This is a genomic window from Natronorubrum halobium (assembly GCF_051351675.1).
GTDB lineage: Archaea > Halobacteriota > Halobacteria > Halobacteriales > Natrialbaceae > Natronorubrum.
Map to the genome: position 1 here is coordinate 2802832 of NZ_CP195595.1, position 14258 is coordinate 2817089.

Annotated in this window: 16 protein-coding genes; 11 read left to right on the forward strand and 5 right to left on the reverse strand. The window is 65.2% G+C overall.

Annotation, left to right across the window (positions count from 1 at the left end; genetic code table 11):
* The first annotated feature begins 157 nt into the window (after positions 1–157).
* The 3 genes from ACSFC7_RS13860 to ACSFC7_RS13870 all read left to right on the forward strand — a co-directional run bounded on the left by ACSFC7_RS13860 (position 158) and on the right by ACSFC7_RS13870 (position 2944).
* Positions 158–1813 (forward strand): long-chain-fatty-acid--CoA ligase, encoded by a 1656-nt coding sequence (locus ACSFC7_RS13860; RefSeq protein WP_436343396.1) that lies wholly within the window; start codon positions 158–160, stop codon positions 1811–1813.
* The gene (locus ACSFC7_RS13865) at positions 1813–2613 is read left to right on the forward strand and encodes an enoyl-CoA hydratase/isomerase family protein (protein WP_436343398.1); all 801 of its coding nucleotides are present in this window, start codon (positions 1813–1815) and stop codon (positions 2611–2613) included. The genes ACSFC7_RS13860 and ACSFC7_RS13865 overlap by 1 nt, the downstream gene beginning before the upstream one ends.
* A 163-nt stretch (positions 2614–2776) precedes the next feature.
* Entirely contained in the window at positions 2777–2944 is a 168-nt protein-coding gene (locus tag ACSFC7_RS13870) for a hypothetical protein (protein ID WP_436343400.1), read from the forward strand.
* A 28-nt stretch (positions 2945–2972) separates the two neighbouring features.
* Here the strand turns inward: ACSFC7_RS13870 and ACSFC7_RS13875 are convergent, their stop codons facing one another.
* Positions 2973–3428, reverse strand: coding sequence for a dCTP deaminase (locus tag ACSFC7_RS13875; protein ID WP_436343402.1), 456 nt, complete (start codon positions 3426–3428; stop codon positions 2973–2975).
* Between the two features lie 158 nt (positions 3429–3586).
* On the opposite strand from ACSFC7_RS13875, the gene ACSFC7_RS13880 reads away from it, so the two are divergent.
* The 3 genes from ACSFC7_RS13880 to ACSFC7_RS13890 all read left to right on the forward strand — a co-directional run bounded on the left by ACSFC7_RS13880 (position 3587) and on the right by ACSFC7_RS13890 (position 8812).
* Complete coding sequence (locus tag ACSFC7_RS13880) at positions 3587–3844, forward strand: HalOD1 output domain-containing protein (RefSeq protein ID WP_436343403.1); 258 nt, start codon at positions 3587–3589, stop codon at positions 3842–3844.
* Positions 3845–3949: 105 nt separating this feature from the next.
* Positions 3950–4786 (forward strand): MOSC domain-containing protein, encoded by an 837-nt coding sequence (locus ACSFC7_RS13885; RefSeq protein WP_436343405.1) that lies wholly within the window; start codon positions 3950–3952, stop codon positions 4784–4786.
* A 219-nt stretch (positions 4787–5005) separates the two neighbouring features.
* Entirely contained in the window at positions 5006–8812 is a 3807-nt protein-coding gene (locus ACSFC7_RS13890; protein WP_436343407.1) for a chromosome segregation ATPase, read from the forward strand.
* 184 nt (positions 8813–8996) lie between these two features.
* Here ACSFC7_RS13890 and ACSFC7_RS13895 read toward each other — a convergent pair whose 3' ends face one another.
* Entirely contained in the window at positions 8997–9125 is a 129-nt protein-coding gene (locus ACSFC7_RS13895; RefSeq protein WP_436343409.1) for a rubrerythrin-like domain-containing protein, read from the reverse strand.
* Positions 9126–9203: 78 nt separating this feature from the next.
* Complete coding sequence (locus tag ACSFC7_RS13900; RefSeq protein WP_436343410.1) at positions 9204–10424, reverse strand: MFS transporter; 1221 nt, start codon at positions 10422–10424, stop codon at positions 9204–9206.
* Between the two features lie 264 nt (positions 10425–10688).
* Here ACSFC7_RS13900 and ACSFC7_RS13905 point away from each other — a divergent pair, with 264 nt between their 5' ends.
* Entirely contained in the window at positions 10689–10871 is a 183-nt protein-coding gene (locus tag ACSFC7_RS13905; RefSeq protein WP_436343411.1) for a DUF7501 family protein, read from the forward strand.
* 192 nt (positions 10872–11063) lie between these two features.
* Positions 11064–11204: a rubrerythrin-like domain-containing protein gene (locus ACSFC7_RS13910; RefSeq protein ID WP_436343412.1), complete on the forward strand. Its 141-nt coding sequence runs from the start codon at positions 11064–11066 to the stop codon at positions 11202–11204.
* 112 nt (positions 11205–11316) lie between these two features.
* Here ACSFC7_RS13910 and ACSFC7_RS13915 read toward each other — a convergent pair whose 3' ends face one another.
* Positions 11317–11787 carry a hypothetical protein gene (locus tag ACSFC7_RS13915; RefSeq protein WP_436343414.1) on the reverse strand — a complete coding sequence of 157 codons (471 nt, stop codon included), beginning with the start codon at positions 11785–11787 and terminating at the stop codon, positions 11317–11319.
* 216 nt (positions 11788–12003) lie between these two features.
* Between ACSFC7_RS13915 and ACSFC7_RS13920 the strand changes: the two genes are divergently transcribed.
* A complete protein-coding gene (locus ACSFC7_RS13920; RefSeq protein ID WP_436343416.1) occupies positions 12004–12393 on the forward strand; it encodes an SHOCT domain-containing protein in 390 nt (129 codons plus the stop codon).
* Between the two features lie 119 nt (positions 12394–12512).
* On the opposite strand, the gene ACSFC7_RS13925 is transcribed toward ACSFC7_RS13920, so the two are convergent.
* Positions 12513–12701, reverse strand: a complete 189-nt coding sequence (locus ACSFC7_RS13925) for a multidrug transporter (RefSeq protein WP_436343418.1) — start codon at positions 12699–12701, stop codon at positions 12513–12515.
* Between the two features lie 163 nt (positions 12702–12864).
* Between ACSFC7_RS13925 and ACSFC7_RS13930 the strand changes: the two genes are divergently transcribed.
* Positions 12865–13644: an HAD-IIA family hydrolase gene (locus tag ACSFC7_RS13930; RefSeq protein ID WP_436343420.1), complete on the forward strand. Its 780-nt coding sequence runs from the start codon at positions 12865–12867 to the stop codon at positions 13642–13644.
* A gap of 92 nt (positions 13645–13736) precedes the next feature.
* Complete coding sequence (locus tag ACSFC7_RS13935; RefSeq protein WP_436343422.1) at positions 13737–13976, forward strand: glycine zipper 2TM domain-containing protein; 240 nt, start codon at positions 13737–13739, stop codon at positions 13974–13976.
* Positions 13977–14258: the final 282 nt, after the last annotated feature.

The following is a 14258-nucleotide window of genomic DNA, read 5'->3' on the forward strand; positions in this document are numbered from 1 at the left end:
ACTGCACGGTTTTTCCGCGACCGGACCGGTACTGAATCGGAGTCCACCGTGAGGTAATCGTCCCGGTCGTTCGAACGCCAGTTTTCTCGTGGAAGGAGCAGCCGTGCTTTTCTTTAACAATCTTTTTGACGGTACACGGAAACGTATCGCACGGCGCATGACAAATCTTGTCACTAATCTCGCGGCAGCCGTCGAGGAGTACGGCGACAACACCGCGATCGGCTATCAGGGGTCTGAAACGAGCTACGAGGAGTTCTGGGGGCAAACCGGTGCCTTTGCGACCGCACTCGAGGAACGCGGTGTCGGCGCCGACGATCGCGTCGCGATCTATCTGCCGAACGTTCCGCCGTTTCTGATCGCCTTCCACGGGACGCTTCGCGCCGGCGGAGCCGTCGTCCCGATGAATCCGCAGTACAAGGCTCGAGAGATCGGGCACCTGCTCGGGGACAGCGAGGCCAAGGTGGTCGTCGCCCTAGCCGACCTCGTGCCGTTCGTCAAAGAGGTTCAGGACGAGACGAACGTCGAACACGTCGTCAGCGTCGGTGAGCGAAGCTCACCGGGCAATGGGACGTCGTCCCACGACGTCGGCGGCGAGGCCGAGGGGGCGGTCGAGCTGACGGAGTTCCTCGAACCGGGCGACCCCGACATCGTCGACCGAGCCGCCGACGACGTCGCGGTCCAGCCCTATACGTCGGGGACGACGGGCCAGCCGAAGGGCGTCCAGCTCACCCACGGGAACCTCGCGTCGAACGCGGATTCGGCGGCGCAGCTCGTTCCCGACGGAATTCGACCGGACGACAAATCGCTCGGCGTCCTCCCGCTGTTCCACATCTACGGGATGACCGTCGTGATGAACACGTCGCTGTTCAACGGCGGGGCCTTCTACCCGCTGCCGTCGTGGGACGCCCAGGAGGCTGTCTCGCTCATCGAGGACGAGCAGTTGACGATCATGCACGGCGTCCCGGCGATGTACAACGACGTCATCAACCAGCCGAACGCCGAGGAGTTCGACCTGTCGTCGCTGCGGTTGTGCGGCGTCGGCGGTGCCGGCATCCCGGTCGAGGTCCTGCGACAGTTCGAAGAGCTCTACGAGCCGAAAGTCTACGAGGGGTACGGTCTGACCGAGACCAGTCCGGTCACGCACTTCAACAGCCCTATCAAGGGCCGACGCGTCGGCAGTATCGGCAAGACCGTTCCCGGCGTCGACTCGAAGGTCGTCACCGAGGAGTTTGAGGAGGTGCCGCCGATCGAGGAGGGCCCGATCGACGAGGAGAGCGTCGCGGCGGAGACGCGACGAGGCGAAAGCGGCGAAGCCGCTGGAGCGGCCGACCTGCACGAGATCACCGGCGAAATCGTCGTCGCCGGACCGAACGTGATGAAAGGCTACTACGGGCTGCCCGAAGCCAACGAGGAAGCCTTCACCGAGGAGGGCGGCCGACGGTGGTTCCACACCGGCGACATCGGCTACCACGACGAAGACGGCTTCTTCTACGTCGTCGACCGCGAGAAGCACATGATCGTCACCGGCGGTTACAACGTCTACCCGCGCGAAGTCGAGGAGTTGCTCTTCGAGCACGAGGCCGTCGCCGACGCCGCCGTCGCCGGGATTCCCGACGAACGTCGCGGCGAGACGATCAAGGCCTTCATCGTCCCGACGCCCGACGCCGACGTGACGGCGGACGAGATCAGGGAGTACTGTCTGACCAACCTCGCCGAGTACAAACACCCGCGCGAGGTCGAGTTCGTCGAGGAACTCCCGCGAACCACGACCGGCAAGGTCCAGAAGTTCAAACTCCGCGAGGAGGCCGAATAATGGCACTGGGTGACGCAGTCCTCCTCGATATCGAAGACGACGGCGCCGCGACGATCACGCTGAACCAGCCCGATCGGCGCAACGCCCTCTCCGCCGAGATCAACGACGGCCTCACCGCGGCGTTCGACGAGATCGAGGGCAGCGACGCCCGCTGCGTCGTCGTCGAGGGCGCCGGCGGCGCCTTCTCGGCCGGCGGCGACATCCAGCGGATGGTCGAGGCGATCGAGAACGAGGTCCCGGCCGACGAGCGCGTGCGCCGACTCGAGCGCCGGACGAAGGAGCTGATGGTCCGGCTGGTCGAGTTCCCGATCCCGACGATCGCAGCGATCGACGGCCCCGCCGTCGGCGCCGGCGCGAACCTCGCGATCGGCTGTGACGTCCAGTTGGCGAGCGAGAACGCGGTCTTCGGCTTCGTCTTCCGCCAGGTCGGGCTGAGCCTCGACGCCGGGACCTCCTACCTGCTGCCCCGGATCGTCGGCGAGAACGTCGCCAAGGAGCTCGCCCTGACCGGCGACATCTTCGGCGCCGACCGGGCGAAGGAGCTCGGACTGGTCAACCACGTCTACGACGCCGACGCATTCGACGAGGAAGTCGACGCCTTCGTCGAGACGGTCGTCTCCGGGCCGCCGGTCGCGCTGCGCCACGCGAACCGGCTGCTCGGCGAGGGACTCGACAAGTCGCTCGAGCAGGCCCTGACCGACGAGGCGGTCGCCCAGGGGATCGTCTTCGAGACCGCGGACCACGAGGAGGGCGTCGAGGCGTTCCTCGAGGACCGCGAGCCCGAGTTCGAAGGGCAGTAGCGACTCTCTTCGGCCCGGGGAATCGATGGGATCGAATTCGTTTCGGGGGCGACGCTTTGGGCGCCGACTCTCGAGGTCGAAGCGAGGTGATCCGCCGCGCGAAAATCGACTCGACCGGTCAACAGAACGACTAATACGCGCGGACGAGAACTGTCGGTCGACGATGCAGTTTCGCTGGACGTCGTACGTTCGACTGTATGGGGTGTTCGCGTTCTTCCTAGCGATGGTTTTCGTCGGCCCGCTCGCCGCGATCATCGGACTTGCGATCGTCCTCGTGCTGTTGCCGGATCCCCCGGCGGACGAAGCGGAGACGACTGCCTCGAGTTCGTAGCCACTTAGCCGAACGCCGTGGGGTTCGGTCAGCCGTCCGCTCGCGAGCGCTCGCCGACCGGAACCAGCGTCGACACCCGCGCGTTCTCCTTGATCCGAAGGCCGCCCTCCGCAACGGTCAGCGGGATCAACGGCAGATGCGACGCGACCAGTACCGACGAATGCGAGCCGCCGCGAGCCAACAGTTCGTTTCGCGGCTGGAGCTGCACCGGCTCCTCGAGATCCGTCAGAAACTCGTTGTGCTGGATCACGTACTGGCCGCCCTCGAGGTCCCACCAGCCGTACTCGTCGTCGGGGTTTCGGAGTTCGGTGGGCACCGGCTCGAGGTCGGCGTCCTCGAGTTCGTCGCCGCCGAAGTCGAGCCGGCCGGGGGCGGCGACCTCGTAGATCGCGCTGACGGTCAGATCGATGCCGTGTTCGTGGACCTGTACCGGTTCGTAGACGAGGTTGTCGACGACCTCGGCGAGGGGGTTCTCGGCTGACATTTCGGTCCGATTGACGGTTTCGAGCGCCAAAAAGTATGGCCTCGCCGCCTCGTCGGCGGGGCCGATCGGTCGTCCGTCTCCGAATGTCTGACGGAAAGCAGACGCGCGTCAGAACACGATCCCCTACTGTTATATGGAGCGACAATGGCCCGCTGAATATGGCCCACGATAACGAACTCGTCCTCGAGATCGTCGAGACCGTCGCCGAGCGAGAGGGCGTCGAAATCACCGAGTTGGAATCCCCGCTGCACGAAGCGATCGATACGGACGCACTCGAGTCACTATTCGCGACGCCACAGATGGACGCGTCGGTGACGTTCGCGTACTGCGGCTACTCGATTCGGGTCGACGACTCGGGCGAGATTCGCGTCTCGGATCCGAGTCCCGAGGCGACCCCGACGAAAGCGAAGGCGTGACTGGCCGTTCCGGACGATCTGTATCCGTGTCCGCCGGAGTCGAATCCACCTCGTTTTTGCGTGAAACGAACACAGCTAAGAGCCACCATGATGACGGTAGGTCCAATGGTACACCTCGAGCGCATTCGTGTCCATCCGATCAAATCCTTCGACGCGGTGTCGGTCACCGCGGGAGAGATCGTTGACAACGGCGGACTCGCAAGGGATCGACGGTACGCGATCGTCGAGCAACCGTCGGAGACGAACGCGACGGGCGAGTCGGTCGGCCAGTACGTCAACGGCAAACGCGAGCCGCGGGTTCACCACCTCGAGGCGACGTACGACCTCGAGCGCGAAACGGTCACGGTCAGCGAACGCGGCTGCGACGAGACCAACACGTTCCACCTCGAACTCGATCGGGACTGTTTCGCCTCGTGGCTGTCGGACTACTTCGGCTATCCGGTCGAGGTCGTTCGCGACGACGAGGGCGGCTTTCCGGACGATACGGACGCCTCGGGGCCGACGGTCATCAGCACGGGCACCCTCGAGGCGGTCGCCTCCTGGTACGACGGGATCGACGCCGACGAGATGTGTCGACGACTGCGACCGAATCTCGTCCTCGACGCCCCGGCGTTCTGGGAGGATCGACTCTACGACGCACCCGGGCAGGTCGTCCCATTCGATATCGGATCGGTCGCGCTACGGGGAGTCAACCCGTGTCAGCGGTGCGTCGTGCCGACGCGTGACCCCGACACGGGCGAGAAGACGGAGGGGTTTCGGGAGACGTTCGTCGAGCGACGAGAAGCGACCCTTCCGGAGTGGGCCGGCGAGGCGTGGTTCGACCACTACTTCCGGCTGATGATCAACACGCGCGTTCCCGACTTGTCGTGGGGCGAGACGCTCTCCGTCGACGATCCCGTCAGCGTCGGTGAGACCGCTGTCGATCCCAATCCGGCCGACTAACGTCGACCGAACCGTCGTGGAGACCCGCTCTCTTCCCGGGGCTCGAGCTGACGTTCGTGCTCCACGGTCGATGGTCGTGGCGACGGCAACAAGCCGGGAGTAGGTGAACGGGGGCACCGATCGAGTACGCTCACAAATCTGTGACTGTCACCGACACTGATTTTCACATCTGGTATTCGAGACCAAAGCTCAAAGAGGACGCTCCGACTTCTCGGTGCCATGGGACACGGTCTCGATATCGGACCTGGGGCGCTCCGCGCGGCCACCGACACGGCCGACGGGGTGGCGATCGAATCGGTACCGCCGGTCGTCATTTCGGCCGACGAAGCGACGCTCGAGTCGGTCGGCGACGCGGTGGACGAGGAGCTGCTGGTCGAACACGACGGCACCACGTACGTCGTCGGGTCGGCTGCTGGTACCGTCGCCGATGCGACGGACGAATCCCCCGAATCGCTGTTTTCGAACGGGGTCCTCACCGTCGACGGGTACGTCGAACCGGTGCTCGAGGCGCTCGTCGACGACGTCCTCGACGTCGGCACCGCCGACGACCGACTCTGTTACACGACGCCGGGCACCGTCGTCGACGCGGCGGAACCGACCGACGCGCACCGCGACACCGTCGACTCGGTGTTCGAGGGTCGCGGCGTCGACGCGACGCCGACCAGCAGAGGCTTCGCCGTCGTCTACGACCAGTTCGCGGGCGACAACTACACCGGACTCGGGATCTGCATCGGCCCGCAGACGACGAGCGTCTCGCTCGCCTACTACGGCGTCCCCGCACTGGCGTTCTCGGTGGCGAAAGGGAGCGACTGGGTCGTACAGCGTGCGGCCGGCGACACCGGCCACGACCCGGCACAGGTCGCGAGCGTGCTCGAGGCGTTTGCGCTCGATCCCGACGCGGCGGCCGGTGACATCGAGAGCGCGCTCGCACGCGGCTTCGACGCGCTGATCGGCGACGTCGTCGACGCGATCGAAACTGAAGCGGACGAAAACGACGTACAGCAGGGCCTGGCCGTTCCGATCGCGGTCGCCGGATCGGGTGTCGTCGAGGGGCTCGAGTTTCTGCTGGGCGGCCGATTCGACGCCGCACCGCTGCCGTTCTCGGTTCGCGGGGTTCGACTGGCCGACGAGCCCGCTGCGAGCGCGGCCAGAGGTGCACTCGCGGCTGCCGAGGACGACGTCGACGCCTACGAGGACGTCACGTGGTCGGAGAACGGTACGGGAGACGGCGGTTCCGGCGGGGACGACCCGACCATCGACACGGCCGAGGCGGGCGGCGTAGGCGGACGAACGACCCTGTCGTTCGACGACGCGGTCGGCGATGGGGCCGAGACGGGCCACGATCGGTCGAACGACGCCATCGATCAGCTGTTCGATCGACTCGCCACCCGCGACGAGGAGATCCAGACGGTCCGCTCCGACCTCGAGTCGGCGTTCGAGGAACTCGACTACGTCGAGGAGCGAGCGGCCGACGCCGAAGCCGTCGCGGACCTCGACGAGCGACTCGAGGCGTTCGCCGACGACCTGCGCGACCTCGAAGCCGAGAGCGAGACCCACGCGAGCGAGGGAACCGTCGACGAACTCGAGGGCGACCTCCAGGACGAACTCGACGCCCTCTCGGACGCCTTCGACGCGCTCGAGGACGATATCGATGGTCTCGAATCGACGCTCGTGGACGATCTCGAGTCGCTCGAAGCGGATCTGGAAGGGGATCTCGAGTCGCTCGAAACGAGCCTGACCGACGACTTCGAATCCCTCGAGTCGACTATCGAGGCGGTCGAGAAAACCACTGCAACGGAACGAGCGGCTCTCGACGAGCGGATCGGTGATCTCAGCGGCGATCTCGAGGCCGTCACCGACCGAACGGAGCGGCTGGACGACCGACTCGCGGACCAGCGGGCGGACGTGGAGACCCTCGAGTCGGAACTGGAGACGCTGGACGCGGAATCCGCCTCGGCAACCGATCTCGAGGCCGTCACGGAGACCGTCTCCGAACTCGACGAGACGCTCGAGCGCGTCGACGAGGACGTCGACCGACTCCGGACCCGAGCCAAAGGGCTCGCCGGTCGGCTCGAAGAGCAGTCGGTCGAGATCGGCGGCGTCTCGGATCAGCTCGAGGCGCAGACGGAGCGAACAGCGGACGAACGCCGGGAACTCGAGGACGCCATCGACGCCGTCGAGGCGACGGTCGCGGACGAGATCGACGCTGTCGGTGCCGAACTCGAGGCCGTCGACGAACGGATCGACGACGTCGACGACCGACTCACCGACCTCGACGACGAGATCGATGCGAACGCGACGACGCTCGAGGCAGTCGACGACCGACTCACGGCTACGGACGAACGCGTCGAGACCGTCGCGGACGACCTCGGATCGACGGACGACCGCCTCGAGACGGTCGAAGACGATGTCGAGGCCGTCGAGAACACCGTCGAAGGCGTGGAAAGCGACGTCGAGAGCGTCGAGAGCACCGTCGAGAACGTCGAAACCGACGTCGAATCGGTGGGGGACGAGTTGGCCGACGTTCACCAGTCCGTTCGCGACCGTACCGAGGACCTCGAATCGCGCCTCGAGCGCGCACGGGAGGCGATCGACGAACTCGAGTCGACGACGGCCGACGACGAACGCGTCGACGGCGTCGAAACCGAACTCGCGTCGCTCGAAGTGGAACTCGTCGAACTCGGCGACTCGATGACGGCCGTCTCGGAGACGGTGACCGAACTCGAGGAGCGAGCAGCGTTCGAGTCGAGGGTCGACGACCTCGCGGCCGATCTCGAAGGAGTCGACGGCGACGTCGAGGACCTCACCGCCGAGGTCGAGTCGTTCGAAGAGACGCTCGAGACGCGACTCGACGAAACGATGGCCGAACTGGAGGCCCGACTTGCCGACGCGACCGCGGGCGTCGAGGACGATCTCGCAACGGCCGACGCCGATCTCGAGGCGCTCGAGACGGCCGTCGACCGACTCGAAGAGGGGGCGGCCGACGACGACGCGGTCGACGCACTGTCCGACTCGCTTGCCGACACGCGCGAGACGATCGAATCGCTCACCGAGGAGGTCGATTCCGTCGGAACTGACCTCACGGCTCTCGAGGCCAGCCTCGAGGAACTGGAAACGCGAGTCGAGAACGTCGAAACGACGCTGACGGACCGCGTCGACTCGGTCGTGGACGACCTCGGGGACGCCGTCACCGAGCTCCGGACGGAGATCGACGACGAAACCGATCGGCTCGAGACGCGGCTCGAGGCAGTCGACGACCGGTCGAACGGGATCGAGGACCGACTCGAGGACGTCGCAGCAACCGCCGAAACGGTCGACGCTGAACTCGACGACCTCGACGGGACGGTCGACGACCTCGGCGACACGGTCGGCAGTCTCGACGAGCGCATGGCGACGTTCGACGAGCGTGTGGCGACACTCGATGAACACGTAACGACGCTGGACGAGACGTCCGTCTCCGAGGACGCCGTCGCAGCGCTCGAGGAGACGATCGAGGCCCTCGAGCGGGACGTTACCGCGCTTCGGGAGGAGTCCGCCGCGCTCGACGACGCTCCCGAACGCATCGACGGTCTCGCGGACGAAATCGACGACGTCGAGGACCGGATCGACGGGATCGCTGCCCGCACCGACCTGATCGACGATCGGACGAGCGACCAGGGGGATCGACTCGAGAGCCACGCGACCGACCTCGAGTCCCACGACGCTCGTCTCGACTCGTTGGCAGCCGAGGTCGAGAACCTCGAGTCGGGCCCCGACGAAACGCCGGAGCACCCCCGAGACGACGACCTCGAGGCGTTGCGAGCGGATCTCGACGAGCTACAGAATCAGCGGGTTCGAGCAGAGACCGAGGGGGACTCCGACTCGAGTACCGGACGACAGCTCGGCGTCCCGGCGGCCGCCGGTGGCGGCGGTGCCGGGGTCGTCGCCGGCGGCACGCTCGTCTTCGCGGGCGACGCCGCCGTCGGTGCCGTCGCGGTCGTACTCGGATTCGTCCTGTTCGGGGTTGTAATCGCCCTCGGCCGGTGACGGGAGTGGTGAGGTAATCACAATTCGTTCCGTGTCGACCGCGTCCCGGAATCGAGTTCTCGCGGCTTTTCCATCGAGTATAGAAGCGACCGGTATCGGAGCCTGAGCGTCCACTGACGGCAGCAGTGGCGCCGCTCACAGGCGTCCGCGCTGTGGCGACGACTCAGCCGTTCAGCGACTCCGACTACCGTACCAGATCCACGTTGCGCATCTCGCCCCCGCATCGCCGACAGGTACTCACGAGCGCGTCCGCGACCGTCTCTCGGTGGCCACAGGACATGCACTCGTACTCGAGTGATTCGGCGAGTGACATACGAACGAATACGTCACGAGGTGTGTTAACTCTTTTCGTGGTAAATCGACGTTCGGGACGGATCGAGTCCGAGAGCGCTCACTCGAGAACCCAGAGCAACGTGCCGAGTGCCGTCGCGGAGATGATCGACGCTGCGAGGAGCCAGAACGCCGGCTGGAAGCCGGCGACTTCCGAAAGCGTGCCGACGATCACGGGGGCGACCGCACCGGCACCCATCAACAGCGTGCGGACGACGCCGAGTCCGCCGCCGGCGACGTCGTCGGGGATGACCGCCATCAGATAGGCCCCTCTGACGGGCCGAAAGCCGTGCGCTCCGATTCCGACGGCGATCAGTGCAGCGCCGAGGACGACCGGACCCCCGGTGTCGGTCAGGGAGATGAACGCGATCAGCGCGGCGGACGCGAGTCCGAGCAGCGCGACGATGATCGGGAGCTTCCCGACGCGGTCGCTGAGGTCACCGGTCGCGAGTTGACTCAGACTCGCGAGGAAGAGCGCGCTGTAGAGCAAGCCCGCGGTCGCGTCCGCCAGTCCGGCCTCCTGGGTGAGATACAGCGGTGCGAACGCGACGAAGCCGTTGTACGTGAAGGAAAACAGCACCGTCACGAGCGAGAAGACCGCGAATCGCCAGTCCCGGAACAGCGTCGCGTACTGGGAGAATCCGGCGGCCGAAACGGCCCTCGTGGCGGCGTCACCGTTAGTTGCGCTCGGAACGCGTTTCGGAACCCGAATCCGGAACGCGAGCGCGAGCGCGAGTCCGGCGAGTCCGGCGAACAGAAAGATCAGACGCCAGCTCGCCCCCAGCGCGAAGGTGATGCCGGCGACGGCGACGACGGCGGCCGGGGCGACGACTCCACCGAATGCGCCGAACGTGTCGAGGACGCCGAGCGCTCGTCCCGTTCGGGAGGGGTAGGCTCGAGACAGCAGTCGAACCGCGACGGTCTTGTGCGCGCCGGTGCCGGCACCCATGACGAGCATGGCGGCGACGAGGACGAAAAACGGCGAGTCGACGACGAGCACGAGCGCGGCGGCCGCCGCGACGAGCGCGCCCGCCGTGATGACGACGACCGAGCCGAATCGGTCCCCGAGCACGCCAGACGGGAACTGCATCGCCGCGTAGACGAGCATGAACCCGGTGTACGCAGCACCGAGTACGGCGTTCGAGACGCCGTAACTCAGCTGGAACGACTCGAACAGCGGTGGAAAGGCGTATCGCAGGAACTTCGCGAGAAACCAGATCGCTGCCGTCACTACGAGCACGTCGTAGCTGGTGAACCGACCGGCCCGCTCTCGAACCGACATATCGTTCTCGTCGGAGGATACGCGAGTGGACGGAGGAATACCCTCCGATTCGCGACCCGATGATCGCTACCCGTGCCGGGGTATTTCTCGGGCGGAGAATGAACGTCATCAGTCTCCCGGGCCGGGACTGAGCCGTTCTACTGCACGAGACGCTTCACGCTACGACTACCGGGGCCAGTCCCATTGTGATTATACAACACACAAATTGTAATAGATCTTAACCGATCAAACCTATACGATCGTTCCTGATAGATCTGCGCACCAATGGCTGTCAACACGACGACGAACTGGACCGATCCTATCGCCTGTCCGTTTTGCGGGGAGAAACTCGCATCGCCCGGTGTCGGATTCGTCGATCACATCGACGTCAATACCGACTGTCGAGTAGAGTTCGACCACTGGCGAGAAAACGTCGGCGGCGATCTCGCCGGCGAGTGGTCGGGCTAGGTGGCCCGCCGCGACCGACGGACGCGTGACCGCTCGCTCGAGCGGTTGGTCGTGCCGATGCCGAGGGAACGTCGGCCGCACCGAGCCGTCGCTTTGGACGTCCGTCCAGAGTATTAGGGTATTTGCCCCGACATAGTTGTCTAACCACCTATCAGGACAATGCTTTTTCGTGGTACGGTATCCCAATGCAGTATGGTCTACTCGGATCCGTACACGCCGACCCGATCGTACTACGAATGTCTCGACTGCGGCTACCGCGAAGCGACCGAGTCGCTCGGGTCCTGTCCGGACTGTGATGGCGTCACGAGAAATATCGCGGTCGGGCGGGAGTAGTTCGCTCGGCCGGCACCAGCCCGTAGCTCACGCAGCGGCCCGGTGTCGGTTTCGAGGATTTCGCAGTCTCGAGCGTCGTCGCTGGCGTCTCCATCCCGTCGTCGCCCCCTCCTCAGTCGAAATCCGGCAGATCTTCCGGCGGTTCGTACTCCGCTTCCCAGTCGATGTACTCCTCCTTGAGGGTCACGGAGACGATCTGGCCGAACTCGGTCAGTTCGGCGTTGATCGACGAGACGGTACCCCACGTATCGAGGTCGGGGTGGTACTCCCGCTCCTGCCAATCCTCCGGAATCCCGGGAGCGTGATAGCCGACGCGGTCGGCGAAATCGTCCCAGAAAAAGTCGAATCCGGCGAAGAGATCGAGGTCACGGGCGATCTCGTACGCCCGTTCCTCGAGGTCCGTGTCCTCGAGCCACTCCGCGAACGCCTCCTCCCAGGCGCCCTCCTCGAGGAACTCCTGAAGTTCCTCGCGACGGTAGTCGATCTCTTCGTCGCCGTCGGCGCTGATCGTCGCGTCCTCGTACTCGTTGGGATCGACGAAATCCAGTTCCGGCGGATCGGGGGCTTCGACCTCGAGTGTCATACCGACCCGTAGGGCCGGTGTGTGGAAAAGAATTCCCACCTCGTTCGGGTCGCTCGTCCGTCGTCGTCCGCCGGCGTCCGTGCGTCGGTCCCGTCCGCCCTCCGTTCCTCGTCCGCCCTTGGTTCCCGCTCGCGGCGTGCGTCGCTCGTCGCTCGAGTGGTGTCACCCGCCATGACCGATCCCTACAATTATTTTCGGACGGGCCGAAGGTCGCCTATGGGCAGTGAGAGCGGTGGCCGGAGTTACAGCCTCACGGAGATCTTCGCCATCAAGTTCGTCCTCGCCGATATCGTGATCATCGCCGTGTTACTATTGGCCGGTCCGTGGTTCGCACTCGCGATCACGCTGCTGTTCGTGGTGACGTCGTTTCTCATCTGGTATCTCGTGGAGCGTTCGGAGGCGGACGATACTCGCTCGGACGACGACACCGTCGACGAGTCGGAGACCGAACGCGACCCCGTCACGAGACTCCAGGAGCGGTACGCCGCCGGCGACCTCTCCGACGAGGAGTTCGAAACGAAACTGGATCGGTTGATCGATTCGAACGAACAGGCCGAAGCCGCCGGGATCGACACGGAGGAACTCGAACTCGAGCGCTCGCGGTAGCACCAGGATCACAATTCTGCGAGTCGATAACGGAGACGAACCGACCCGTCGGATGGCGGAAATCCACGCACGAATTGAGCGGAAGCTACGAACGCGCCGAGTCGAACGCTGGCGTCGATTCAGTCGACGAACCGTCTGGAGATGACCAGTACCGCGATTCCAGCGACGACGACGCCGATAATCGTCGGAACGAGCTGTCCGGATCCCCATTCCCAGCCGAAGAACTGCGTTCCCACGACTGCGACGACGGCGATGAGGAGCCCGAACGCAGTGATCACGGACGACTGATCGGTAGTATTGGACGCCATCCCTACCTGTCGTGTTGGTTCCCTGACGATAAAAGTGTATGCATTGTACTCCCCGCGAGTGTTACGTCTATCCGCGTACCGAACCCGTACGACGCACTTTGGGGCGCCGAACGCGTCTCGAGAAACCCAACACTCAATCGCCGGTCGACCGTAGACACGGGCGATGACCGACTACGAGGCGGCGATCCTCGACGTCGACGGCACGATCGTCCGCGGCGAGGAACTGCTTCCGGACGTGACCGACGGCTTGCACGCACTCGAGGACGCCGGCATCGATAGACTCCTGTTCTCGAACAACCCGACGCGCGGCAGCGACCACTACGGCGAGACGCTCGAACCCCACGGACTCGAGGTCGATCCGAACGCCGTGCTCACCTCCGCGACGGTGTCGGCGGAGTATCTCGCGACGACCCATCCCGGCGAACGGGTGTACCTCGTCGGCAGCAACCGACTCGAGGCGATCCTCGAGGACGCGGCCGTCGAGTTGACCGGCGACCCCGACGCGGCCGAGGTCGTGCTGGGGTCGTTCGACAAGGAGTTCTCCTACGGTGCGCTCTGGGAATCCCTGCGGGCGCTCGAGGGCGACACTCCGTTCTACGGGACCGATCCGGACGCGACGATCCCGATCGACGACGGGCTGATCCCCGGATCCGGGGCGATCCTCGCCGCGATGGAGGCCGTCGCCGATCGCGAGGCCGATTCGATTCTCGGCAAACCGTCCTCGGTCGCCGCTGCGGCGGCGATGAACCGCCTTGAGAGCGACCCCGATCGAACCCTCGTCGTCGGCGACCGGTTGAACACCGATATCGCGCTGGGAGAACGGGCCGGTATGACGACCGTGCTCGTGCTCACCGGCATTACGGATCGGGCCGATCTCGAGGCCGCGACCGTCCAGCCCGATTACGTGCTCGAGTCGCTCGCCGAGATCGAGACACTGCTGTAACGCCGTTTCGGTGTCGATCGCGAGCGGGCGAAACGCTGCAGTTCGTGCGTCCGAGAGACATATTTATCAGTGGCAGTCACGACATTCGAGGTATGAAAGCCCGTCTCAAACACGTCCTGCTCCGCGCCCGATACGCAGCGATGGGCGCGGCAGTCGGGGCCGCGATCGGTTCCGTGTTCAGTCGAAACGCGGCGAGTACCGGCGGTGCGATCGGTGCGATGGTCGGTGCGACCGTCGCAGACACGCGCGACTCGGCGAGTACGTACCTCGAGGAGGCCAGAGGGAAAGAGTTTGGTCCGCTCTCGAGCGACGACGACCGGAACGGCGCCTGACCGCTTTTTCGACCAGTGAACGGTCTCGGTCGATCGTTGGTCGCCCCGGGGTCGACGTTGCCGCTGTAACAGATACGTCTCGCCGTCTCGACCGATGAGGCCCCTCCGCGAACGGGCCAGTCGGATCCTCTCCGCGGAGCAGTAGCGGGATCGGCTTTCGATCCGTTGGAGACGGCTTTTCGATACGAACCGTACACTCAGCGTAAGGGACAGTTCGCGGTGGACGAATCGCGTATCCGGGTGCTCCCAGCGGTGAAGCACAGCGATCGTCATCCGACGATC